The organism is Bradyrhizobium sp. th-b2 (assembly GCF_000426785.1).
GTDB lineage: Bacteria > Pseudomonadota > Alphaproteobacteria > Rhizobiales > Xanthobacteraceae > Bradyrhizobium > Bradyrhizobium septentrionale.
The window spans coordinates 12837-36533 of sequence record NZ_AUGA01000062.1 but is presented as its reverse complement, the minus strand read 5'-3'; the positions used below and the strand labels follow the sequence as shown (position 1 = coordinate 36533).

27 protein-coding genes, 2 tRNA genes and 1 pseudogene are annotated in these 23697 nt (G+C 63.8%); 21 read left to right on the top strand and 9 right to left on the bottom strand.

Annotated features, from left to right (window positions below; translation table 11 throughout):
* From K359_RS63635 to K359_RS59570, 6 genes are all read left to right on the top strand, one after another.
* A partial coding sequence (locus K359_RS63635; protein ID WP_029084169.1) for a hypothetical protein occupies positions 1–813 on the top strand: 813 nt, incomplete at its 5' end.
* On the top strand, positions 810–1211 hold the full coding sequence (locus K359_RS54510; protein WP_051346667.1) for a hypothetical protein: 402 nt from the start codon (positions 810–812) through the stop codon (positions 1209–1211). The genes K359_RS63635 and K359_RS54510, both read left to right, overlap by 4 nt.
* 49 nt (positions 1212–1260) lie before the next feature.
* On the top strand, positions 1261–1524 hold the full coding sequence (locus tag K359_RS0139535) for a hypothetical protein (RefSeq protein ID WP_029084168.1): 264 nt from the start codon (positions 1261–1263) through the stop codon (positions 1522–1524).
* Positions 1521–1898 carry a DUF1515 family protein gene (locus K359_RS0139530; protein ID WP_029084167.1) on the top strand — a complete coding sequence of 126 codons (378 nt, stop codon included), beginning with the start codon at positions 1521–1523 and terminating at the stop codon, positions 1896–1898. The genes K359_RS0139535 and K359_RS0139530 overlap by 4 nt, the downstream gene beginning before the upstream one ends.
* Positions 1899–2152: 254 nt before the next feature.
* The gene (locus K359_RS0139525; RefSeq protein WP_029084166.1) at positions 2153–3055 is read left to right on the top strand and encodes a macro domain-containing protein; all 903 of its coding nucleotides are present in this window, start codon (positions 2153–2155) and stop codon (positions 3053–3055) included.
* Complete coding sequence (locus K359_RS59570; RefSeq protein ID WP_084518669.1) at positions 3046–4026, top strand: DarT ssDNA thymidine ADP-ribosyltransferase family protein; 981 nt, start codon at positions 3046–3048, stop codon at positions 4024–4026. Before K359_RS0139525 ends, K359_RS59570 begins: the two co-directional genes overlap by 10 nt.
* 240 nt (positions 4027–4266) lie before the next feature.
* On the opposite strand, the gene K359_RS0139515 is transcribed toward K359_RS59570, so the two are convergent.
* From K359_RS0139515 to K359_RS54500, 3 genes and pseudogenes are all read right to left on the bottom strand, one after another.
* Complete coding sequence (locus K359_RS0139515; RefSeq protein WP_035977906.1) at positions 4267–4869, bottom strand: RNA ligase family protein; 603 nt, start codon at positions 4867–4869, stop codon at positions 4267–4269.
* A gap of 326 nt (positions 4870–5195) precedes the next feature.
* On the bottom strand, positions 5196–5423 hold the full coding sequence (locus tag K359_RS54505; RefSeq protein WP_156928917.1) for a hypothetical protein: 228 nt from the start codon (positions 5421–5423) through the stop codon (positions 5196–5198).
* Between the two features lie 17 nt (positions 5424–5440).
* A pseudogene (locus K359_RS54500) lies at positions 5441–5701 on the bottom strand (hypothetical protein); the annotation flags it as partial.
* 139 nt (positions 5702–5840) lie between these two features.
* Between K359_RS54500 and K359_RS0139500 the strand changes: the two are divergent.
* Positions 5841–5914: transfer RNA gene (locus tag K359_RS0139500), tRNA-Cys, on the top strand.
* A gap of 43 nt (positions 5915–5957) precedes the next feature.
* Here the strand turns inward: K359_RS0139500 and K359_RS0139495 are convergent.
* Both K359_RS0139495 and K359_RS0139490 read right to left on the bottom strand, forming a co-directional pair.
* On the bottom strand, positions 5958–6140 hold the full coding sequence (locus tag K359_RS0139495) for a hypothetical protein (protein ID WP_029084163.1): 183 nt from the start codon (positions 6138–6140) through the stop codon (positions 5958–5960).
* A 427-nt stretch (positions 6141–6567) separates the two neighbouring features.
* Entirely contained in the window at positions 6568–7239 is a 672-nt protein-coding gene (locus K359_RS0139490; protein WP_029084162.1) for a TetR/AcrR family transcriptional regulator, read from the bottom strand.
* 92 nt (positions 7240–7331) lie between these two features.
* Between K359_RS0139490 and K359_RS0139485 the strand changes: the two genes are divergently transcribed.
* The 9 genes from K359_RS0139485 to K359_RS0139445 all read left to right on the top strand — a co-directional run bounded on the left by K359_RS0139485 (position 7332) and on the right by K359_RS0139445 (position 15917).
* On the top strand, positions 7332–7817 hold the full coding sequence (locus K359_RS0139485) for a DUF1772 domain-containing protein (protein WP_029084161.1): 486 nt from the start codon (positions 7332–7334) through the stop codon (positions 7815–7817).
* Positions 7818–7920: 103 nt separating this feature from the next.
* Positions 7921–8289, top strand: a complete 369-nt coding sequence (locus tag K359_RS0139480) for a hypothetical protein (RefSeq protein ID WP_029084160.1) — start codon at positions 7921–7923, stop codon at positions 8287–8289.
* A gap of 284 nt (positions 8290–8573) precedes the next feature.
* A tRNA-Asn gene (locus K359_RS0139475) sits at positions 8574–8648 on the top strand.
* Positions 8649–8781: 133 nt separating this feature from the next.
* Positions 8782–8961: a hypothetical protein gene (locus K359_RS0139470; RefSeq protein WP_029084159.1), complete on the top strand. Its 180-nt coding sequence runs from the start codon at positions 8782–8784 to the stop codon at positions 8959–8961.
* 122 nt (positions 8962–9083) lie between these two features.
* Positions 9084–9749, top strand: a complete 666-nt coding sequence (locus tag K359_RS0139465; protein ID WP_029084158.1) for a protein-L-isoaspartate O-methyltransferase — start codon at positions 9084–9086, stop codon at positions 9747–9749.
* Positions 9750–9962: 213 nt separating this feature from the next.
* Positions 9963–11345, top strand: a complete 1383-nt coding sequence (locus K359_RS0139460; protein WP_029084157.1) for a TolC family outer membrane protein — start codon at positions 9963–9965, stop codon at positions 11343–11345.
* A gap of 334 nt (positions 11346–11679) precedes the next feature.
* Positions 11680–12414 carry a PopZ family protein gene (locus K359_RS0139455; RefSeq protein WP_029084156.1) on the top strand — a complete coding sequence of 245 codons (735 nt, stop codon included), beginning with the start codon at positions 11680–11682 and terminating at the stop codon, positions 12412–12414.
* A 233-nt stretch (positions 12415–12647) separates the two neighbouring features.
* Positions 12648–15515, top strand: coding sequence for a valine--tRNA ligase (locus tag K359_RS0139450; RefSeq protein ID WP_029084155.1), 2868 nt, complete (start codon positions 12648–12650; stop codon positions 15513–15515).
* Positions 15516–15530: 15 nt separating this feature from the next.
* Positions 15531–15917 (top strand): VOC family protein, encoded by a 387-nt coding sequence (locus tag K359_RS0139445; protein ID WP_029084154.1) that lies wholly within the window; start codon positions 15531–15533, stop codon positions 15915–15917.
* 3 nt (positions 15918–15920) lie between these two features.
* On the opposite strand, the gene K359_RS0139440 is transcribed toward K359_RS0139445, so the two are convergent.
* Positions 15921–16541: a DNA-3-methyladenine glycosylase gene (locus tag K359_RS0139440; RefSeq protein ID WP_029084153.1), complete on the bottom strand. Its 621-nt coding sequence runs from the start codon at positions 16539–16541 to the stop codon at positions 15921–15923.
* A gap of 189 nt (positions 16542–16730) precedes the next feature.
* On the opposite strand from K359_RS0139440, the gene lipA reads away from it, so the two are divergent.
* From lipA to K359_RS0139425, 3 genes are all read left to right on the top strand, one after another.
* Entirely contained in the window at positions 16731–17690 is a 960-nt protein-coding gene (gene lipA, locus K359_RS0139435; RefSeq protein ID WP_029084152.1) for a lipoyl synthase, read from the top strand.
* Between the two features lie 77 nt (positions 17691–17767).
* Positions 17768–18304 (top strand): AAA family ATPase, encoded by a 537-nt coding sequence (locus tag K359_RS0139430; RefSeq protein WP_029084151.1) that lies wholly within the window; start codon positions 17768–17770, stop codon positions 18302–18304.
* A complete protein-coding gene (locus tag K359_RS0139425) occupies positions 18304–18771 on the top strand; it encodes a type II toxin-antitoxin system RatA family toxin (protein ID WP_029084150.1) in 468 nt (155 codons plus the stop codon). The genes K359_RS0139430 and K359_RS0139425 overlap by 1 nt, the downstream gene beginning before the upstream one ends.
* A gap of 101 nt (positions 18772–18872) precedes the next feature.
* On the opposite strand, the gene K359_RS0139420 is transcribed toward K359_RS0139425, so the two are convergent.
* The 3 genes from K359_RS0139420 to K359_RS0139410 all read right to left on the bottom strand — a co-directional run bounded on the left by K359_RS0139420 (position 18873) and on the right by K359_RS0139410 (position 21234).
* Positions 18873–19265, bottom strand: a complete 393-nt coding sequence (locus K359_RS0139420) for a BA14K family protein (RefSeq protein WP_029084149.1) — start codon at positions 19263–19265, stop codon at positions 18873–18875.
* A 171-nt stretch (positions 19266–19436) separates the two neighbouring features.
* Positions 19437–20036: a CinA family protein gene (locus K359_RS0139415; RefSeq protein WP_029084148.1), complete on the bottom strand. Its 600-nt coding sequence runs from the start codon at positions 20034–20036 to the stop codon at positions 19437–19439.
* Between the two features lies 1 nt (position 20037).
* Positions 20038–21234: a bifunctional 2-C-methyl-D-erythritol 4-phosphate cytidylyltransferase/2-C-methyl-D-erythritol 2,4-cyclodiphosphate synthase gene (locus tag K359_RS0139410; RefSeq protein ID WP_029084147.1), complete on the bottom strand. Its 1197-nt coding sequence runs from the start codon at positions 21232–21234 to the stop codon at positions 20038–20040.
* A 286-nt stretch (positions 21235–21520) separates the two neighbouring features.
* On the opposite strand from K359_RS0139410, the gene dusB reads away from it, so the two are divergent.
* Positions 21521–22522: a tRNA dihydrouridine synthase DusB gene (gene dusB, locus K359_RS0139405; protein ID WP_029084146.1), complete on the top strand. Its 1002-nt coding sequence runs from the start codon at positions 21521–21523 to the stop codon at positions 22520–22522.
* A complete protein-coding gene (locus K359_RS0139400) occupies positions 22519–23694 on the top strand; it encodes a nitrogen regulation protein NR(II) (protein ID WP_029084145.1) in 1176 nt (391 codons plus the stop codon). Before dusB ends, K359_RS0139400 begins: the two co-directional genes overlap by 4 nt.
* Positions 23695–23697: the final 3 nt, after the last annotated feature.

Sequence of the window (23697 nt, the reverse complement as noted above, 5' to 3'; positions counted from 1 at the left end):
CTCTCGATCGCGTTTAATCGCGACGCCGGCGGGTTCAATAAACCCGGCACGCGCTGGACCGAGATGCGCCAGATCAAGGCGGCGATCGGCAGCGGCGAGCTCGCCAAGATCCCTGGCCTGATCCGGTCGATGAAACGGCTCTGGCCGGACAGCAGGGGCCTGCGCCTGCGCCGCGACGACGAGACGGCGCTATTCGAGCACGGCCTCGCGACGTCGCATCCACAAGAGCATGCGAAGCTCGCGACGACGCCGGCGCCGGTAGATCCTGACGTCGTCGCGCATGTCCAGGCGCGGCTGCGCGAGCTCGGCTATTACGACGTCGGGCAGGTCGACGGCGAGCAATTGCCGCAGGGGCGGACCGAGGGAATGATCCTGGCCTATCGCAACGCGCGCGGGCTGCCGCTGACGCCGGCAATCGACGACCAGCTGATCGCCGAGCTCGGCAAGCGGCAGGAGCCGCGCCAGGTCGCCGAGACGCGGGCGAGCGCGACCGTCGCGGATCTCCGCGACGACGGCTCGCAGACCATTGCGCTGACCGATCGGGCCAAGGGTTGGGCCGGCAAGATCTTCGGCGGCTCGAGCGGCCTCGGCACGGCCGGCGCGCTCGCCTGGGTGACCGATCGCGCGACGCAGGTCTCGGCCGCAAAGGACGCGGTCGGCGGCCTCGGCCTGACGCCTGGTGCGATCCAGGCGATCGCGATCGGCCTCGCCGCCCTGGTCGTCGTCGCCGGCGTCGGCGTCCTGGTCTGGTTCGTGGCCGACACGCTCGAGCAGCGTCGCCTGGCCGATTACCGCGCGGGGAAGCACGCATGAGCTGGATCGTCGCGATCGTCATGCGCCTGGCCGGCGCCGCCGGCGTCAGTCTCTCGCCATTCGCGGCCGGCGCGCTGTTTGCCGGCGGCCTGGCTGTCGTCGCCGGCGGCGCCGCGATAGCCGGCGCCGCGCATCTCTACAACGCCGGCTTTAGCTCGGCCGATGCCAAATGCGAGGCGGCACAGGTCGCCGAGCAGAATGCTCAATTGCAGGCGCGCCTCGAGGAGAAGGATCGCCAGTTCGTTTTTGCCAACGCCCTGCAACAGCGCGACGCCAAGCGCGCCGCGGAGGCCGAGGCGCAGCTCAAGTCTAACCAGGGGGCAATCGATGCAACGCCGGCTAACGCCAACAAGTGTTTTACTCGCGACATGTCTCGCCGGGTGCGCGGGGTTCGGTAGCCAGGAGCGGCTGCAGCCTCCGCCTCCGGACGCGCCCAACATTCCGGCGATGCCGGCGGACGTCGCGGCCTGCGAGCGTGCGCCGGTCGATACGCCGGATCGCGAGCTCGACGCCGGTGAGATCGAGCGGCTCTGGAAAACCGACCGCGCGGCGCTGGCAAAGGTCAACGCCTGCCTGCGTCGCGCCGTCTGCCAGTACCAGGACGTCCGCGAGGGCATCGGTCGCGTCGGCGGCGTCGCCTGCGACAGCGCGACGCCGGCAGAAAAGCCGGCGCCGCGGTTCGGCCTGTTCAAGCGAAAGAAGGCGAAATGAGCGGCGACGATACGGCGAGCGTCAATGCTGCCTTGCTCCAGATGGCTGCCAAGATCGGCGGGCTCGAGTCGACCGTCTCGACGCTGCTGCAGACCTGGCAGCGGATGGAAGAGAAAGCCTCGGACGGTCGCAAGGATCTGCATCAGAAGGTCGACGCGCTGCGCGCTGAAATGACGACAATGGGCGCGCAGCTCGCGATGGCCACGAAAGACATCGCCGATATGAAGCCGACCGTCCAGGCCGTCCAGACTGTGCAAGTGCAGGCGACCGGCGTGCGCAATGCCAGCCGCTGGCTATACTGGGTCGCTGTCGGTCTGAGCGGCGGGGTTGGCTTGGTCGTGACCAACTTCGTCGACATTCACGTCAAGCATTGATGTTTCAGCCCCATGGCGGCGGTACGCAAGCGCCAGTGGACTTGACAAGTGAGCCATCGCACGCCGCGAGGTTCGCTCGGTGGCTTCTGGGAACCGTTGTCGCAGCCGTCGATTAGGAGAAAAAGCGGTGGGAAAGGCGATTCGGTTAACTTATCACCAACTTTTGTTCTGATTTTGTTCTTTACACTTGACCCTTGAAGCTGGACACTGGAGACAGCAAAAGGGGCGACGCCCGCACGGAGAAACGGGACCACATGCTCATCTATCGCCGAACAAGCCTGCTCGAGTCGAGTGCTCAGACTCTTGTCAATACCGTCAATTGCGTCGGTGTGATGGGGAAGGGTATTGCACTCGAATTCAAGGAACGCGAGCCTCAGATGTTCGCGGCTTACCGCCGTATCTGCGACAAGCAACTTTTGGCGCCCGGCAAGCTCTGGCTTTGGAAGGGTGTGAGCAGCTGGGTATTGAATTTTCCAACTAAAAAGCACTGGCGAAATCCATCGAAGATCGAGTGGATCGAATCGGGGCTAGAGAAGTTTTCTGAGAAGTATGCTTCGCTCGGTATCAAAGAAATCTCATTCCCCCGCTTAGGCTGCGGCAATGGCGGCTTGGACTGGGCTGACGTTCGCCCGGTGATGGAGAAACATCTAAAAGATCTTCCCATACCCGTTTACGTGCATGATTTTACCAAAGACATCGGACTTCCAGAGCACATGGAAAGTGTCGCTCAAAAACTGGAAGTCGAGGCTCCCGAAGAAACAAATTTTGATGCTTTCATTAGCTCGCTGTTTCGAGCCGTCGAGCTAACTCGCGACAACTTATCTGATCTTACGGCTCATACGCCTATCGAAGCGTCGGTGGGCAAGGATGACATACTAAAAATGAGATCAGGTGAAGCCTCTTGGGTATTCGAGAAGGAGGATTTGTGGGGCGTTTGGATCGGGCTACAAACTGGGCTTTTAACGAAGGAGAAAGCCGGTTGGTCGACTAGGGGAGGGGGCAAACCTCTTCTCTCGCTGCTCAGCGTCTTGCCTCACATGCGGCCTGTCGAGATACAGGCCGTGGAGGGGGATCCAGAGCTGGCGGTTGAATATAGACTTGGGCGTGGTGCGCCTGCGGATCTATCCCGTAACCAGCTTGAACTTGCATGCCCATAAGTGCTGCATTTATCGAAGCTCATATTGCCCGATGGGAAGAAGAGCTAAATAGGCCGCAATATCCCTATCGAAAAAAATGGCCGAGCCGACTTTTTCATCATGCGCCAATAGAGAACGCTGTCAAAATAATACAAGGCGGAAATCTCAGGTCCCGAAACGATCCCGAGAACAACCGGGCCAAAGACATTGCCGCGGCGGGAGTGGTTCAAGCACGCGGGCACGCCCACGATTCAGCTCGGCTATATTTCCGTCCTAGAACTCCGACCCAATGGCACATAGAAGGGATTCGAAAAGCCGGCGAGTGCAAGTGGGAAGAGGCGCATGCCCCCGTACTCGTCATGATGGTATTCGACGCTCGCAAGGTCTTGTGTAGACCGGGCATTCAGTTTTGCGATCGGAATATGCAACTGGGGAGTGCTGAGCCCGGCGATTCTGAGGATTACTTCTCCAAGATACCATTTGAGAAGGTGTATCACGAGGGCGGGACGGGAGGCGATAAATCGATTACCGACCACCGTTGTGCAGAAGTTTTGGCCGTCTCGCCGCTGCCCCTGAATGAGACTTTGCAATGGATTTATTGCCGAACTGGTGCAGAACGCGATACGCTAATTCACCTGCTTGGCCCAAGCTGCAAGGCTTGGTTTGACTATATTTTGGTCTCGGATGATCTGCTCGTATTTGAGCGTAAGTTTGTATTTGTCGAATACGTGGACCTCACCGGAGAAGGTTTAGTTTTTAAACTGCGGCCTCGCTCAGACAATGGAATGGTCGACTTCAAATCCGAGGTGATAGACAAGGCTGGAAACGTAGTTTTCTCTTTCGAAAGCGCCGCTTTCTCACCTCGCCCGCCATCTACCGAGCGTTGGATCACGAAGGGAAAATTACCAAAGGGACGTTACTTCGTCCGACTTTGGTTAGAAGGCCATCTCGCCTATCAAAATTACCATCAGATCGGCGACAAGCTAGTCTAGTTGATGGTCAAATGTTTAAGGCTGGTCCCGGTGGTTTGAGAAAAGGCCGGCATCGCACCCTTTTCTTCCGATGCGAGTTCTTCCCTGCAGTGATCGCAGCGGACTTCTAGGGCGTGTATTGCAAGCCGGACAGGGCGCACCAGCGACGCCGCAGGCGTGCGGGCCGGTCCAGGGCTGGTCTGGATGGTCTCGCAAACCCACCCTGTTCTGTACCCTCGCATCGGATGCATGCCGGACCGCTCACGACAGCGCGTCCATCACGCGGCTCATGGCCGGGTGCTTCCGGTTCTTGACCTTGATCCAGTCGCAGGTGCGCGGCCGGTAGCGGCGCTCGCGGTGCTTTGAGACCAGGCCCTCAAGGCCCATGTCGCAGTCCGCGCGAAACAGGTCAGGGCCGATCTCGCCGAGCTCTAAGGGTGCGACGAAGATGCCTTCCGGCCGGCGCCGCAAGAGCTTCGCAAGCCGGCTCTTCCGCTCGAACAACGGCAGCTCGCGCAAGTCGTCACCGTCCAGTGCAACCAGGTCGAACGCGTAGAGCTGGGCTTCCTCGTTGTGCCGGTTGGAGTGCAGCGCGTCGAAGTCGGAGACGCCGCGGACGTCGAGCACGCAGATCTCGCCGTCGATCGCAAAGCGCGTCTCGGGCAGCTTCAAGGCGCTTTCGACGATCCAGGGGAAGCGCCACGTCCAGTCCAGTCCGGATTTGGAGCGGACGCGTACGCTCTTGCCATCGCGCTCGACGCGCCCGCGGTAGCCGTCGTATTTGACCTCGTGGAACCAGTCAGGGCCGGTCGGCACCGCCTTAGCGGCGATCGGTACGCAGGGCTGAAACAGGGGCTTGGGCATGCCCGAAACATAGGTATCTTGGACGGTTTTGCTAATCGGTGCCGATTATACCCTGAAAACTGTGGGGAACGGCATTTGCGCTGGTTGCGATAGGCAGCGGCCAGCGGCAAACGCTGAGCCCAGCGGCGCCCCGTGGTGATTCGTTCCGGCGGGGTTCTGTTAGAGCTGGGGGACCAGACGACCGCTGGGATCTATCTGGCCCCTTGCTCGACCCACACCACGCTTTTCACGTGGTGATTCACGTGTGCAACTATGGCGTACTACGCCTGTACGGCAAGGCCCCAGGCGGTCAACCTAGGGGCAAATTTTCCCCACTGGTCAAATCATCAACAAGAAATCGGTACAAGCCGCAGTGTGAGCTGCCGACGATCGCCGATATGCCGGTCAAAGAAGCCCTGCAGGGCGCTCGGAACATCCCTCTGCAGCAGGTCGCAGCGGCGCTGCACCTCGCGCGCGATGTCTTCCGAGACGTCTTCCGACCAGCGCTCGGCGGTGTTGAAGCCGATCACTCGGATCGGGTTAGAGTACTGGCCTGAGATCAGGTCCTTGATCACGGTCTCAAGATCGGTTGCCGCGCGCACTTGATTTCGAGCCACGGATAGCCGGCGTTGAGGGCCAGGTCGATCGAGGGCGACGGGTCGACCGGACCGCCGTCCGCCCACATCCTCTCGTTCCAACTCTGGCACAGGAGGTCGTCGGCCTCGCGTATCAGCGCCTCGCCGGCGGCACGTTTCTCTGCCGATCGGGTGATAAGAATTGTTGTCACAGCCCGGGCCCGCGCGAGTTCCTTTGTCAGCGCCTTGCGGTCGCCGCCGGAGAGGTGCTTGGGCATGGCGACAAGCCTAGCCAGAACAGACCAAGCACGCCAGTTTCAGAAATGGCACGGTTTTCGAGTTTCAGAACTGTGCGGGTAACGACGTGAGGGGAGTTGCCTAAGTGCTTGAAGGTCTATATTGATCCGCCCGCGTTGGGGCCACGTGGCGGAGTGGTGACGCAACGGTCTGCAAAACCGTGTACACCGGTTCAATTCCGGTCGTGGCCTCCACTCATCTCATCAATGGCTTGCAGCCAACACATGAGAAGCCGCATCAGCTTGCGGCGTACCAACCTTCAGGAAACGGAATCAGCGGCCACGGCGCTTGGTTGTCATTGGCAGCGCGCGGCGGCGGCTGAATGCGGGGCGAAGGCTGGGCCACGAAATCCTCCTGAGCAATGGGCGCGATCGCCGTTCGCACGGCGTCCAGCAGCAGATCAAATTCGACGTCGCTCATCGCGCTCTCCGAGGTTCGAGAGCGCCATGGTCGCAAAACTGTCTTCGGTCCGGATTGAGCGAATCGTTCGAATTTTATGAAAAGAACGATGGCGCCCGCTTTGGTTAATGAATCCCTGACCCCGTGGGGAACCTAGGTCGGCATGGCCGCGCCTCGTGTGAGACAAATCACATCTTGCGAAAAACTCTTCCCGGAATTCCCGGCGATATTCATAGCCGTCAAATGTCGCAGCAATTTTAGGAAGCCGTGACAGTGAGACAAGGATCGCAGGATAGTCGCCATTCGCATGCAGCATCGATCCTCGGCATGGTTCGCCGGCGGGACAGTGTTGGGCGCCGCGGGCAGGGTCTCGAACGGCTTAAATCGTGTAGACCCCCTGTCTATCGCCTCTGCACAGACGAAATTCCCGACCTCTGTGCGATTGTGGTCACGGCAGCCTGGCAAGGTTCTGCGGCAGCATGGTCTTGAACTGCGTCAGCACCTGGCGGGCCTTCTTCGGCGGCAGCGTGATTGCGTGACGCACGGCGGCGGCAATCAGCGTCATGGTCAGCCCTGATAATGTGGTGAGGGTGGCGGCCGGCATGCCTGGCGCAACCCGTCTGACCGCATCGGACAGCAGTCCGGAGAGCACGGCCATGTCGTCCGCATCGAGTTCTTGCAGGGCGCGGTCAGCTTGCGTCGCCTGCCAGATGTCGCGCATGACAGGCTCGCGCATGAACATCTCATAGTAGCTGTCGACGATCCGGCACAGCGCCGGGTGCAGGTCGCGCGCGGCCGTCACACTGGCCAGATCGCGCCGGACGCAATCGCGCCCGACAACGTTATGCCGTTCAGCCAGCGTGCCGATGATCGCGGCCCTGTCGGGGAAATATTGGTAGAGCGAGCCGAATGCGACGCCGCTGCGTTCGACGATGTCGCTCATGCGGAACGCCTCGCTGCCCTTTTCCGCCAAGATCTCGGTCGCGCAGGCGAGGATGCGCTCGAAGCGCTCGCGGCTGCGCTGCTGGGTCGGGGCAAGCCGCGCCAGCGCGGGCAGGGGAGCCTCTCCCGCGGGCGCGGCCCTTGCCGCTGCCGGGGGCGCGGCCTTTCGTCTCGCCATCCTTCTCCTCCGCAATCGGGGTTGACGCTTCTAATACGAGAGTTTATCGCATTTCACAAATACGAGTATCCCTCGCATTTGTAGCTGGAACGATGCGCCATGTCCTGACCTCGGGCTTGCTGTGGTTTTCCGCGCTCGGCTGCGGCCTGCTCGCCGGGCTCTATTTCGCCTTTTCCGCGTTCGTCATGACCGCGCTCGGCCGTATCGACCAGGCCGCCGGGATATCGGCGATGAACGCGATCAATGTCGACATCGTCCGCTCTCTGTTCATGCCGGTCTTCTTCGGCACCACGCTGTCCTGCGCCGCGCTGGTCGTGCTCGGCGCCCTACGATGGCAGGAGCCGGGCGCGATTGCGATGATCTGCGGCGGCGTCATCTATGTCGTCGGCATGTTCGTCGTCACTGTTGTCTTCAATGTGCCGCTGAACGACCAGCTTGCGGCGACGGCCCCCGTGAGCGCGGCGGCGGCACCGGTCTGGGCGCGCTATCTGACCGATTGGACCTTGTGGAACCACGCGCGAACGGTGGCCTCGATTGCCGCGACCGCGCTGTTCATCGTCGCGATCGCCGCGCGCTAAACCCAGCTCTTCGCATTTTGTGCACGATTTGTACTCGTGCGGCAGGGTCGCTAAGGAGGTTACGCCGCACGCCGATGTGCGGCCGACTGCCAGGAGGATTTCGATGAAGTCTATTTTGCCGGCATTGCTTGTGATGGGACTGGCGCTGGTCGCGACACCCGCGCGGGCCGCCGATAACCGCAACGTCTCCGTGGTCAACGAGACCGGATATGCCATCAAGTTTCTCGGCTTCAACGGGCCCGACGACGGCCTCGACGAATGGGAGAACGAGCTCGAGGCCACGCTGAAGAACCAGGACACCGCCTATGTCGAGTTCGGCAACGACGACGAAGGCTGCGTCTGGAACATCAAGGTCGATTGGGCCAATTACGACGAGTCGGTGCTGTGGAAGAACGTCAACCTCTGCAAGCTGAACGTCCTCAGGCTACGCTACGACCCCGGCACCAAGACGACCTCGTTCATCGCGGAGTGATGTCGGGGGCGGGTGGTGCCAAAGACGGGATCCAAGACAAGAATCCGAAGGCAGAATCAAGGGCGCGGCGCGATCGCCGCGCCGGCGTTGTTTCCTGGCCCCTGCAGCATGGGCGGCCGCGGCGGGCGGGCCAGGCATATTTCGCGCCGGGATGGGAGCAAACCCTTGTACGTCAGCGGTTTACCGTCTCCGCTAAAGTTTCACCGGGTCCCCCATTTGGTTCTTTGCAATGCCGAAAGGCTTTGTTATACGCTGCCCGCGCGCGAACATATGTTCTCGCCTATTCCTCGGTAGCTCAGCGGTAGAGCATTCGACTGTTAATCGAATGGTCGCTGGTTCGAATCCAGCCCGGGGAGCCAGTTTTGGCCCCATCAACTAGCCGTTATTGTCGATCACAAGCCCGTGGCCCGCTGCGGACAGAGAAGAAACGTCGTCAAATCGACTCAATAGCGGTCGACACTTCCTCTCGCCGGGTCTTGAGAGGTGATTTCGATGTCCATTAACCTGATCGACCTGTCGATGCCGCAGCCGACGCTCGTTCCGAATGATGCCCCTGACATCAGCGACGATGAGTGCGTCCGCCGGCTCGCGAAAGCTGTCGAGGAGCATGATTCCGAGCATCTAGATGAAGTGGCCCGCCTGATCGGCCGGCTTGCCGTCACGATCGAATAGACGGCACAGCGGAGCGCATTTTGCACGCCAACGGCGTGTTGCGTTTTGGCGGAGCTTGTTTCAAAAGATGGCCCTGTTCTAGCTTCTCCAGCGGCAATGCCGCGCCTTGCAGGGTCCAGCCAATGACCGGTTTTTCGACCGCGCGCCAGTACATGGTCGATGGTCAGGTGCGTCCGAGCGACGTGACCGATGATCGCATTCTCGAAGCCATGCTGACGGCGCCCCGCGAGGTGTTCGTGCCGGCCAGCAAGCAGGCCCTGGCCTATCTCGACCTCGATCTCGACGTGGCCGAGGGCGGCGCGACCAAGCGCTGCCTGATCACGCCGGCGCTGCTCGCCAGGATGCTGCAGGCCGCCGAGATCAAGGCCTCCGACCGCGTCCTGGTGGTCGGCTGCGCAACCGGGTACGCCGCCGCCATCGTGGCGCGCTTCGCGGCCGAGGTCAGCGCGACCGAGAGCGATCCGGCGCTGGCCGCAAAAGCGACCGCAGCGGTCGCCCAGCTCGGTATCCAGAATGTGACGGTCAAGACCGCAGCGGCCGCCGACGGCGATGCCGCTGGCGCGCCGTTCGACGTCATCGTCCTCAATGGCGCGACCGAGATCATTCCGGCCGGCCTGTTTGGCCAGCTCAAGGAGGGGGGCCGGCTGGTCGGGGTGTTCGGCCTGACGCCGCCGCCGCGGGCCACCATGGTGACTCATTCCCATGGCGATTTCGGACATCGCGAGCTGTTCGACGCCTCGGCCCCCGTTTTGCCTGGATTCGAGCGGCTTCCCGCCTTCGTCTTCTGACCGCTACCGCGGCGCAGTGGCTGATAAAATCCCGTTCCGAATCAGAAGTGTGGCCCGTTTGCCCCATGTGAAGAGTTTCGACCGTGATCCGTTGCTGGGTGGTTCCGTTGGCCTTAGCTGCGGACTAAGGTGAGGCCGGACTCACTTCGACTGAAGCGACCGCCGGACTGACGTGCGTGGGGAGACGGCGACTAAATGATTGGATTACCGGGGATGCGAGGGGTGAAGGTTATCACCGCGGCTGCGACTGCCGTCCTTCTGTTGGCGGAGATGGGCCCTGTGCCCGCGCTCGCCGAAACGATCGAGTCCGCGCTGGTGCGGTCCTACCAGAACAATCCCCAGCTCAACGCACAACGTGCGTTGGTGCGCTCGACTGACGAAAACGTTCCGCAAGCGCTCTCGGGTTACCGCCCGAAGGTCGCGCTGACCGCGACGGCCGGCGGACAATACACCGATGAGCAAATTACGCCGGGGTCCGCGGCTCTATCCGGCGTTAGCAGGCAGCGGACCGTTGGCATCACCGCCAGCCAGTCGCTGTACAACGCGCAGAACGCGCCGAGGGTGCGCGCTGCCGAAAGCCAGGTTTCGTCGGCGCGTGAAGCTTTGCGTGCGCTCGAACAGACCGTGCTCTTGAGCGCGGCCACCATCTACATGGACTATCTCCGCGACTCCGCCATCGTCGAAGTCCAGCGCAGCAATACGCGCGTGCTGGAACAGACGCTGAAGCAGACCCAGGACCGCTTCAACGTCGGCGAAGTGACGCGGACCGACGTTGCACAATCCGAGGCCCAGCTCGCGGCCGGCAAGACCCAGCAGCTCACCGCGGAATCCAACCTGACGACGACGCGGTCGAACTATCGCCGCATCATCGGCACCGAGCCGCAGAATCTCGCACCAGGCTCGCCGGTCGACCGGTTCCTGCCAGCGACGCTCTCGGCTGCTGTCGAGCTCGGCCTGACCCAAAACCCGAACGTCACCTCCGCGATGTACGGCGTCGACATCAATTACCTGCAGACCAAGGTTGCCGAGGGCGCGCTGCTGCCAACAGTTGGGCTGCAGTTGTCGGTCAGCCAGGGCTATGAAACGCAGTTGACCGTGTACCGCCTCTTCAATGCCTCGGCGGGGGTTCAAGTGTCGCTGCCGATCTACCAGGGCGGCGCCGAATACTCGCTGATCCGGCAGTCCAAGGAATCGCTGGCGCAGCAGCGCCAGGTTCTGGAACAAACGCGGGATCAGGCGCGCGCCAACGTGGTCACCGCATGGGGCCAGCTAGTCGCCGGCAAATCGCAGGTGGCATCGGCGCAGGCTCAGGTGTCCGCGTCCGAGATCGCGCTGAACGGCGTCCGTGAAGAGGCCAAGGCCGGCCAGCGCACCACGCTCGACGTGCTCAACGCACAGCAGGCGCTCGTCAACGCCCGCAATTCGCTCGTTACAGCGCAGCACGATCGCGTCGTCGCGTCTTACAACGTGCTGAACTTCATCGGTCGTCTGTCGCCGCAGGTGATGGGCCTGCCGACCAGCGTCTACGATCCGAGCGTGCATTATCAGCAGGTTCGTGACAATTGGGCCGGCGTGCGCACGCCCGACGGCCGCTAAACACCTTCAGGTCATCTTCGCTTGTCGCGCCATGTTTGTGGTTCTGAGTTAATCAGGACCACGAACTGGCGCGTCTGCTTGCAATCGATATTTGCCCTGACATACCGTTTTGTCGGGCAGCAAGGCGATTCGCGGCGAGCTGGCGCAGCGTGATGACAGGTGCGACGCCACCTGTGATCACGCTGCATCGGACGACACGAAGCTTGCACAAAGCCTCGGGCGGGCTTGATCTGGGGACAAGTCGGGCGGGAGCAATGAAATTCTCCGCACGCATCATCGGAACCGGCGAATCCTCTCGGGCTTGATGTAAAATCGTTTCGATGTGGAGTCGGAGATGACGCAACCTGCGAAGGTCCAAGAACCCTCGATGGAGGAGATCCTGGCGTCGATCCGTCGCATCATTGCCGACGACGAGGCGAAGCCGGCAGCTGCCGACAAGCCGGCAGCTGCCGCTGCACCGCCGCCGAAGGTCGAGCCGGCACCACCAGCAGCCAAGCCCGTGATCAAGAGCCCGCCGCCCGCACCGCCCCCGGCCGCGAAGGCCGCCGCGCCCGCGCCGAAAGCACCGCCGCCTGCGCCTGCTGCGGCCAGCAACAGCCAGGACGATATCGATTCGCTGTTGGCCAGCCTCGACGAGGCGACGCCCGCAGCCGAGATCAGACCATCGCAGCCCGAAGCCGATGTGTTCGAGCTCACCGACGACATGGCGCTGCCGGACCCGGCGCCCGCGCCCTCGTTCCGCAAGGTCGAGCCACAGGACGATGTCGAGTTCACGGAAGCCCGGACCCGGGCGCCGGCTCCGGAACCAGCGCGAGAACCTGTCCGCGAGCCGCCGGCGATCGAAACCGCGCCGATGCAGCAGATCATCTCGGGAACCACGATGCGGGCGGTCGAATCCGCCTTCAACTCGCTGGCCAACACCGTGCTGAGCAACAATGCCCGGACACTGGAGGATCTCGTCAAGGAGATGCTGCGGCCGATGCTGAAGTCCTGGCTGGACGACAATCTGCCGGGGCTGGTCGAGCGGATCGTCAAGGCCGAGATCGAGCGGGTATCCCGCGGGCGGTAACTCCTGCCGCAGGGGCTTGGCAGCCCTCATTCAGCCCCCAAATGCCCCAGAGTTTCGCTTCTGATAAGATCAGAACCGAAACTCTAGATCCCTGCTTTGACGCGTTTTCTTCACGCGAAGTGCTATCCACTTCGCTCGAAAACGCTCTCAACGCAGTTTTGACGTGCCGGTCCGGTTGACTTGGTGCGCTCCGGCGGCTTTCTAACCTTTCCCATGGTCCACAGCGCATTGTCATGATCGAGAAAAACTACCAGCCCGCCGATATCGAGCACCGCATGGCCCAGATCTGGGAGGACAGCGGTGCGTTCAAGGCCGGCCGGCCTGAGCGCAAGGACGCCGCGCCCTTCACCATCGTGATCCCGCCGCCGAACGTGACCGGCTCGCTGCACATGGGGCACGCGCTCAACAACACGCTGCAGGACATCCTGTGCCGCTTCGAGCGGATGCGCGGCCGTGACGTGCTGTGGCAGCCCGGCACCGACCACGCCGGCATCGCCACCCAGATGGTGGTCGAGCGCCAGCTGATGGAACGGCAGGAGCCGGGCCGCCGCGACATGGGCCGCGCCAAATTCCTCGAGCGGGTCTGGCAGTGGAAGGCCGAGAGCGGCGGCACCATCGTCAACCAGCTCAAGCGCCTCGGCGCGTCCTGCGACTGGTCGCGCGAACGCTTCACCATGGACGAGGGCCTGTCGCGCGCCGTCGTCAAGGTGTTCGTCGAGCTGCACCGCGAAGGGCTGATCTACAAGGACAAGCGTCTGGTCAACTGGGACCCGAAGCTGCTCACCGCGATCTCCGATCTGGAAGTGCAGCAGGTCGAGGTCAGGGGCCATCTCTGGTACCTGCGCTATCCGATCGAGGGCCGCAGCTTCAGCCCGGACGATCCGAAATCCTTCATCGTGGTCGCGACGACGCGTCCCGAGACGATGCTGGGCGACACGGCGGTCGCGGTGCATCCGGACGACGAGCGCTACACCGATCTGGTCGGCCAGCACGTGATCCTGCCGCTGGTCGGGCGCAAAATTCCGATCGTCGCCGACGACTATTCCGATCCGGAGAAGGGCTCCGGCGCGGTCAAGGTGACGCCGGCGCACGATTTCAACGACTTCGAGATCGGCAAGCGCCACGGCCTGCCGCAGATCAGCGTGCTCGACCAGGAAGGCGGTCTCAGCCTGGTCGACAACGAGGACTATCTGCGCGGCCTGCCGGAAGGCGCCGCCGAGTTCGCCGCGGAGTTTCACGGCATCGAGCGCTTCGCCGCGCGCAAGAAGATCGTGACGCGGTTGGAGGAGTTCGGCTTCCTCGAGCGGATCGAGCCCAACATCCACATGGTGCCGCATGGCGACCGCTCCGGCGTCGTGATCGAGCCCTATCTGACCGACCAGTGGTACGTCGACGCCCACACGCTGGCGCAGCCGGCGATGGCGGCGGTGCGTTCGGGCGAAACCACTTTCGTGCCGAAGAACTGGGAAAAGACCTATTTCGAGTGGATGGAGAACATCCAGCCCTGGTGCATCTCGCGCCAGCTCTGGTGGGGCCATCAGATTCCCGCCTGGTACGGGCCCGACGGCAAGGTGTTCGTCGCCGAGACCGAGGAAGAGGCGGTCGGCAACGCGCTCGGCTATTACGTCGAGCAGGAGGTCATCACGCCGGAGCAGGGCCACGACATGGCCACTGACCCCGCCAAGCGCGAGGGCTTCATCACGCGTGACGAGGACGTGCTCGACACCTGGTTTTCGTCGGCGCTGTGGCCGTTCTCGACGCTGGGCTGGCCCGACGACACGCCGGAGGTCGCGCGCTACTACCCGACCAACACGCTAGTCACCGGCTTCGACATCATCTTCTTCTGGGTCGCCCGCATGATGATGATGGGCCTCCACTTCATGAAGCAGGCGCCGTTCTCGACCGTCTACATCCACCGTCTCGTCCGCGACGAGAAGGGCGCCAAGATGTCGAAGTCGAAGGGCAACGTCATCGATCCGCTCGGCGTGATCGACGAATTCGGCGCCGACGCGCTGCGCTTCGCGCTGACCCGCGAGGCGGCGCAGGGCCACGACATCCGCCTGTCGCCGCATCTGGTCGAGACCAACCGCAACTTCGCGACCAAGTTCTGGAACGCCTGCCGCTTCGCCGAGATGAACGAATGCGTGAAGCTGGACGGTTTCGATCCGAAGGGCGTCAAGGAAACGCTGAACCGCTGGATCGCGCATGAAACCTCGCGCGTCACCCGCGAGGTGACCGAGACGATCGAAGATCATCGCTTCAACGATGCCGCCGGCGCGATCTACCGCTTCGTCTGGAACGTGTTCTGCGACTGGTATCTCGAGCTCGCAAAGCCGGTGCTGATGGGCGAGGAGGGCGCGGCCAAGGCCGAGACCCGCGCCATGATCGCTTGGACGCGCGACGAGATCCTCAAGCTGCTGCATCCGTTCATGCCCTTCATCACCGAAGAGCTGTGGGCCGTGACGGCCAAGCGCGACGGCCTGCTGGTGCTGGCGTCCTGGCCGCGCAAATCGGGCGTGACCGGCGAGCAGCTGGTGGCGATCGCAACCGCCGGTCCGGTTGTCGATCCGATCATTCCGCCAGTGATTGCCGCACTCGATGCGGACGAGTTCAGCGATCCCGGAGCCGAAGCCGAGATCGGCTGGGTGGTCGATCTCGTCACCGCGATGCGTTCGGTGAAGGCGGAAATGAACATCCCGCCGTCGACCCTGACGCCGCTGGTGATCGCGGGCGCCTCCGAGGAGACGCGGGATCGCGCGCAGCGCTGGAACGACACCATCAAGCGCCTGGCGCGGTTGTCGGACATTTCCTTCGCCGACGCGGCGCCGGAAGGCGCGGTGCAGCTTCTCGTGCGCGGTGAGGTCGTCGCGCTGCCGCTGAAGGGCGTGATCGATCTCGCGGCCGAACGCACCCGGCTGGAGAAGGAGCTCGGCAAGGCCGACGCCGACATCAAGCGGGTCGACGCCAAGCTTGCCAACGAGAAGTTCGTCGCCAACGCGCCGGAAGAGTTGGTCGAGGAAGAGAAGGAGAAGCGCGAGGGCGCCCTGGAGCGCCGCGCCAAGATCCTCGAGGCGATCGAGCGGCTGAAGAAGGCGACATAGCGGACGGAAGCGGCGATGCTCGACCACGTCTCCATCACGGTTTCCGATATCGCCGCGGCCGAACGCTTCTACGACGCCATCATGAAGGTGCTCGACGTGGTCAAGGTCGGGCGCCGCGACGACTGGCTCGGCTACGGCGAGCGGGCGCGGCCGGCCTATCCGGACCGCGTCTATCTCTCGATCCGCAAGGGCGCGAGACCGGAGGATGCGTTGGGCCGCCACTGGTGCTTCAAGGCGAAATGGCGCACCCAGGTCGATGCGTTCTGGGATGCCGGCATCGCCGCCGGCGGCACCGACGACGGCGCGCCCGGCCTGCGCGACTATCACACCTCATACTATGCAGCCTTCCTGCGCGATCCCGACGGCAACCGGATCGAGGCCGTCTGCCATCACGCGGTGTAACTCTCAGAACCGCTTGCTGAGGAATTTTGATCCCTTCAGCCCATAACGCCAGGGCAGGTCTACGGCTTTTGTGATGCCGATCCGCACGCCTGCGACGATGTCGGGTGCCTCTAGGCGCGCGTGGAGCGCGATCGGCGGACGGTCCAGCGGCAATTCACTGTGCGCGATGGTGATGCCGAGCGCCTCGCAGAGCTTGCCGGGTCCCGAACACAATGCGCGTTCGTCCTCCGCTCCGCGCCGCCGTCGCATCGTGGCCAGTCCGTGGGTCGGCTCGAGCGCGCGGATCAGCACGGCGCTGGCCGAGCCTGGTTGCTCGCAGACGAAGTTGACGCACCAATGGATGCCGTAGGAGCGGTAGACGTAGGAGAAGCCCGGCGGGCCGAACATCACCTGGTTGCGCGGGGTCGGCCCGTTGAACGAATGGGCTGCCGGTTCGGTGTGATGGTAGGCCTCGACCTCGGTGATGATGCCGCCGACGCCGTCGACCAGGAAGGTCGTGCCGATCAGGTCGGGCGCGACTTCGTGGACGCTGCGATCGAAGAAGGAGCGCTTCAGCGCCTTGCCGAGGCGCGGCGCGGTCGCAGGGGTCGATCGGGGTTTTGTCGATCGCGGTTTTTGAGCCATTTTGAGGTGGGAATCGGCATGGAACGGGCCGCCAAGACTGCCAATATATCGGCTGGTCTGCTAGGGTCCGCGCGCGGGTTGCGAGCCGCGCCAACACCGATTAGCTAAGCCCTCTGGTTGGGAGCATGATCTGGTCGGAAAACCGGTCGCCACTTTTCCGGATCATGCTCTCGCGACTTGCAGGCACCTATGGTCACCATCGTCGACACCATCTCCACCACGCCCGTCCGCCCGCGGCACCCCGAAAAGGTGAACCGGCCGGATGCCGTGTCGCCGCCGAAGCCGGACTGGATCCGGGTCCGCGCGCCGAACACGCGCGGCTATGCCGACACCCGCAAGATCGTGAAGGAGAACGGCCTCGTCACGGTGTGCGAGGAGGCCGGCTGCCCCAATATCGGTGAGTGCTGGGACAAGAAGCACGCCACCTTCATGATCATGGGCGATACCTGCACGCGCGCCTGCGCGTTCTGCAACGTCAAAACCGGCATGCCCGGCGCGCTCGAGGCCCATGAACCGGAATACGTCGCCGAGGCGACCGCCAAGCTCGGCCTGGCCCATGTCGTGATCACCTCGGTCGATCGCGACGATCTCGCCGACGGCGGCGCCGCGCATTTTGCAGAGACGATCCGCGCCATCCGCGCGCGCTGCCCGACGACCACGATCGAGATCCTGACGCCGGATTTCCTGCGCAAAGACGGCGCGCTCGAGCGCGTCGTCGCAGCCAAGCCCGACGTCTTCAACCACAATCTGGAAACCGTGCCGTCGCGTTACCTGACGGTCCGTCCCGGCGCCCGCTATTTCCACTCCATCCGGCTGCTGCAGCGGGTCAAGGAGATGGACCCGACCATCTTCACCAAGTCGGGCATCATGGTCGGGCTCGGCGAGGAGCGGCACGAGGTGCTGCAGGTGATGGACGATCTGCGCTCGGCCGAGGTCGATTTCCTGACCATCGGCCAGTACCTGCAGCCGACGCGCAAGCATCACGCCGTGATGCGCTACGTGACGCCGGACGAATTCGCGGGCTATGAACGCGTCGCCTATACCAAGGGTTTCCTGATGGTGTCGGCGAGCCCGCTGACGCGCTCGTCGCATCATGCCGGCGAGGATTTTGCGAAATTGCAGGCGGCGCGCACGGCCCGCGGCCGCTAGATGCCAGGTGCGGTGAACACGTGCGGTGAACCGGCATCACCGCGCTCTATTGCTTGATTGAGCTGCGGACTGAACCAATGCAACGCGTTCTGGTGATGGGATCGTCGGGATCCGGCAAGTCGACCTTTGCGCGGCGGCTGTCCGAGATGACGGGCATTCCGACTGTGTCGATCGACGCGCTGTTCTGGAAACCCGGCTGGGTGGCGTCCAACCGGGAGGAATTCGGGCGTCGCATGACCGAGGTGACCCAGCAGCCGCGCTGGATCATGGACGGCAACTACACCAAGAGCGCAGGCGAGTTGCGTCGGCAACTCGCCGATACGGTGATCTGGTTCGACCTGCCACGGTCGACCTGCATGGTCGGCATCCTGATGCGGATCGCGAAGAGCTATGGCAAGGTCAGGCCCGAGATGGCGGAAGGCTGTCCCGAAAAGATCGATCTCGAATTCTTCCGCTATGTCTGGACCTACCGCCGGCAGCAGCGGCCCGTCCTGATCGAATTCTTCGAAGGCTTGCGTCCCGATCAATCCTTCGTCTGCTTTACGCGCCGGGCGCAAGCCGACGCCTACCTCGGCGACCTCGCACGCAAGCAAAACCGTGCGAGTATCCACTGATGCCTCGATTCTCAAGCAAGCGGCGGGTCCGCCACACCGCACCTCAAATGTTCGATCTGGTCGCCGACGTCGAGCGCTATCCGGAATTCGTGCCGTTGTGCCAGTCGCTCAAGATCCGCCAGCGCACGCCCAAGGACGACGGCACCGAAATCGTGGTGGCCGACATGACGGTCTCCTTCAAGCTGGTGCGGGAAACCTTCACCAGCAGGGTGACGCTCGACCGGCCCAATCTGAAGATCCTGGTCGAGTATCTGCGCGGCCCGTTCAGCAATCTGGAGAATCGCTGGAGCTTCGAGCCGAAGTCGGAGACCGAATGCGATGTCGGCTTCTTCCTGAATTACGAGTTCAAGAGCCGGATGCTGGCGATGCTGATGGGCACGATGTTCGACGCCGCGTTTGGACGATTTTCCGCTGCGTTCGAGAAGCGCGCGGACCAGGTTTACGGCAAGCCTCAGCTGTCGACATAGCGAACCCGTTTCGTCCGCGGCTCAAATTGTGGCTTCCCCGGAACGCAAATGCCCGGCACAAGGCCGGGCATGACGGATGATGCGTATGGTGCGCGCCGTCCTTACGGGCAGGAGCGACGCACGCCGCCGGATGCGATGTAGGTGCCCGAAGCGGGGTCGTAGGAGCGGAAACGCTGGGAGCAATAGGCGTCGTTGTTGGCCTTGGCCTGGCTCGCGGCGATTGCGCCACCGATGATCGCGCCGGCGGCAAGCCCGCCGATGATCGCTGCGCCGTTTCCGCCGCCACCATGCCGGTATCCGCCGCGGTATCCACCGCGATAACCGTAACGCGGGCCGCCGCCATGCCAGTGACGGTACTGCACATGCTCGACGGAGGTGGGCTGGTCCTGCAACCGCGCAGGCGCGAGCGGAGCGGCGAACGAGGGGGCGACAGTCGACAACGTCATGACGCCAGTGGTGATTGCGGCCACGACCAAAGTTCCCAACTTCATCATTTTCTCCTTGTTGTGGGATTTTGCTGCTCGAAGAACAATTGAAACAGCAGAGTTGGAACAACAGAAAAGGGCGAGGCGACGTCATAGTTCCACCTGAGATGGCGTCACTGGGCCGCAGTTGACACAAGGTAGTGTGAAGCGGCCGTTCGCGGGACTCGACTCTCGTAGGGCTTATCCGCGCGGCGGCCGGCGGCGTTTCGCGGCGTGGCTGCGCGGCGAACGGGCCACTCTCGGCCGCAGCCGGCTCGCGGTCTCGCGGCGCGGCTTGGCGGCCTGCGGCGGCCGTGCCAGCTCCATCAGCATGCGCAGCGCTTCGACGACCGAGCGCTGGCGGACGGTGCTGCGGCCGATTGCGCCGAACCGCTGCTCACGATGAAGGATGCGGCCGTCGCGCGCGGCGACGGCGAAATGCACCAGGCCCACAGGCTTGCCCGGTGTCGCGCCGCCGGGACCGGCAATGCCGGTGATCGAGACCGCGAGGTCGACGCCGGCCTTTTCCAGCGCGCCGATCGCCATCGCGGTCGCGGTTTCCTTGCTGACCGCGCCGAATGTCTCGAGCGTTGCCGCCTTGACGCCGAGCATGACCCGCTTGGCCTCGTTCGAATAGGTGACGAAGCCGCGATCGATGACGTCGGAAGAGCCGGGAATGTCGGTGAGGGCGCCCGCGACCAGGCCGCCAGTGCAGGATTCGGCGGTCGCGATGGTCAGCTTGCGCATCCGGCACAGGTCGAGCAGCGAGCGGGAGAGGGCACGAGCGTCGCTGCCGCCCATGTCAGGCACTCCAGCCGTTTTCGTTCCAGGGCAGGCGGATCGTGGCGCTCGCGGTCGCCGCGATGCCTTCCTCGCGGCCGGTGAAGCCGAGCCGTTCACTGGTGGTCGCCTTGACCGCCACGCGCGAGATATGGACGCCGGAAATCTCCGCGATCTTCGCCCGCATGGTGTCGCGCAGCGGGCCGATCTTCGGCCGCTCGCAGATCAGCGTCACCTCGAGATTGGCGATCCGCCCGCCGCGCGCCGTGACGCGCTCGACCACATATTTCAAGAACTGGTCGGAGGAGGCGCCCTTCCACTTGGCGTCGCTCGGCGGGAAATGCGAGCCGATGTCGCCGTCGGCCAGTGCGCCGAGGATCGCGTCGACCAGCGCGTGCAGTCCGACGTCGCCGTCGGAATGGGCCAGGAATCCTCTGGTGTGCGGCACGCGCACGCCGCAGATCATCACATGGTCGCCGTCGCCAAAGGCGTGCACGTCGTAGCCGGTGCCGGTTCTGATGTCGCCGAGCTGGCTGGCGAGCCGCGCTTCCTCGCGCACGAAGTCTTCGGGTGTGGTGAGTTTCATGTTGGCAGGATCACCTTCAAACGTCGCAACCGTCAATCCCGCCCATTCGGCAAGCGCCGCATCGTCGGTGAAATCGCTGCGACCTTCGCGCGCAGCGCGACGATGCGCCTCCAGGATGACGTCGAAGCGAAATGCCTGCGGCGTCTGCGCGATGCGCAGGCGCGCGCGCTCCGGCGTCGCCTCAACATCGCCGGTATCGCCGGTGAGCTTGATCGTGTCGGTGACGGGAATCACCGGGATCGCGGCGCCGGTCCGGCCGGCTGCAGCGATCGCGCGCGAGATGACGGCTGCGGTGACGAAGGGGCGCGCGGCATCGTGGATCAGCACGATGTCGGGCTTCTCGCTTGCGAGCGCCTCGAGCCCGGCATGGACGGAGGCCTGACGGGTCGCACCGCCCGGCGTCGGCGGCTGATGGCGCAGGCCGATCACCGCTTCGCGAAACAGCGCGGCGTCGTCAGGATTGACCACCGGCTGCACCGCGAGCACGTCCGGATGTCCGGAGAACGCCTCCATGGCGCGGTAGATCACCGTCTGGCCGCCGATCGTCCGGTATTGCTTCGGCCCGCCGGCGCCGGCGCGCAGTCCACGGCCGGCTGCGACAAGGATGGCTGCGGTACGCTCAGACTTCGGCATTTTGAACCAATGACAGACGAATCGGGGATGTGGAGAGGGCGGCGGGATGGCCGCGGACAGCCCTTAGCATGACCGCTGCGCAAAACCAGAGCGTTTGCCGATGACTGTGGGAAAAGCAGATTTTGTTGCGGTGCACTTGCGCTGGTGGTAGAACTGTCTAAACCGTAGGCATGAGCCTTGACTGCACAAGAATTGTGCGCAAAATGAACAGCGTCGGCTGCAATGACGTGGCTGACAGAACGACGAGACGGCTGTGACCGGTGTACAAAGTACTGCTCGTAACCCATTGAAGATAGGCGACATTGCTGTCGCCAACCGGGTTCTCCTCGCGCCCATGTCCGGCATCACCGACGCGCCCTTTCGGCGACTCGCCGCCCGCCTCGGCGCCGGCCTAGTGGTCTCGGAGATGACGGCAAGCGACGATCTGGTGAACGGCAAGCCGATCTCGAAGCTGCGCTGCGAGGCAGCCGGAATCGGTCCGCATGTGGTCCAGCTTGCGGGTTGCGAGACCCACTGGATGGCGGAGGGCGCGCGGACTGCCGAAGGCGCCGGTGCCGACATCATCGACATCAACATGGGCTGCCCGGCGCGTCACGTGACCGGCGGCCAGTCCGGCTCGGCCCTGATGCGCGACCTGGACCACGCGGTCACGCTGATCGACGCGACGATCGCGGCCGTCAAGGTGCCGGTGACGCTGAAGATGCGGCTTGGCTGGGACGATCGCTCGCTCAATGCGCCCGAACTGGCGCGCCGCGCCGAGGCATCGGGCGTGCAGATGATTACCGTGCACGGTCGCACCCGCTGCCAGTTCTACAAGGGCGAGGCGAACTGGAATGCCGTGCGCGCGGTCAAGGATGCCATCACGATCCCGGTCGTGGTCAACGGCGACATCACCTCGTTCGACAAGGCCGTCGGCGCGCTGGAGAAGTCGGGCGCCGACGCCGTCATGATCGGCCGCGGCGCGCAAGGCCAGCCCTGGCTGCCGGGCCAGATCGGCCGCCGGCTTGAGGGCGGGATCCCTGAGGGCGCGCCGTCGCTCGCGGAGCAGCTCAAGCATATCCGCGCGCTCTATGACGAGGTCTGCAGCCATTACGGCCTGCGTGTCGGCCTCAGGCATGCGCGCAAGCATCTCGGCTGGGCGCTCGAGACCGCGGCGGCTTACAGCTGCGCGCCCGCGGCAACCTTGAAGACCTGGCGGCAGGCCATCCTGACCTCGGAGGAGCCGTCCAGCGTGCATCGCTCGCTCGAGCAAGCCTACGACGATTTTGCTTGGAGTGCTGCCGCATGACGTCAGCCATGGAATTTCGCCGGCCCGTGCCCACCGATGGCGAGGCCATCCTCAATGCGCTGCCCAATCCGGTGCTGCTGATCGCACCCGATGGACGCATCGTCGACGCCAACATCGCCGCCGAATCCTTCTTCGAGATATCGACGCAGTTCCTGCGCCGGCAGTCGCTGAAGGAACTGGTGCCGTTCGGCAGCCCGCTGCTCGCGCTGATCGAGCAGGTGCGGACCAACGGCTCGCCGGTCAACGAGTACAAGGTCGATCTCGGCACGCCGCGGATCGGCGGCGATCGCCAGGTCGACCTGCATGTCGCGCCGCTGACCGAGCGACCCGGGCATATCGTGGTGATGCTGCAGGAGCGCACCATCGCCGACAAGATGGACCGCCAGCTCACCCATCGCAGCGCGGCGCGCTCGGTGATCGCGCTGGCGGCGATGCTCGCCCATGAGATCAAGAACCCGCTGTCGGGCATCCGCGGCGCCGCGCAGCTCCTGGAGCAGCAGGCCTCCTCAGAGGACCGGCTGCTGACGCGGTTGATCTGCGACGAGGCCGACCGCATCGTCACGCTGGTCGACCGCATGGAAGTGTTCGGCGACGACCGCCCGGTGGCGCGCGGTCCGGTCAACATCCATTCCGTGCTCGACCATGTGAAGCGGCTGGCGCAGTCAGGCTTTGCCCGCAACGTCCGTTTCATCGAGGATTACGATCCGTCGCTGCCGCCGGTGCTGGCCAACCAGGACCAGCTGATCCAGGTGTTCCTCAATCTGGTGAAGAATGCCGCCGAAGCGGTCGCCGATCTCGGCACCGATGCGGAAATCCAGCTCACCACGGCGTTCCGGCCGGGCGTGCGGCTGTCGGTGCCCGGCAAGAAATCGCGGGTCTCGCTGCCGCTCGAATTCTGCGTCAAGGACAACGGCTCGGGCGTGCCGGAAGATTTGCTGCCGAACCTGTTCGATCCCTTCGTCACCACCAAGCAGACCGGCAGCGGGCTCGGCCTCGCGCTGGTCGCCAAGATCGTCGGCGATCACGGCGGCATCATCGAATGCGAGTCGCAGCCGCGCAAAACCACTTTCCGCGTGCTGATGCCGATGTACAGCGCCGCCAAGCACCACGACCAAAGCAACCGCGATGACGTTCCGGGTACGCCGTCGCCTGCCTCTCAGGACGCACGATGAGGA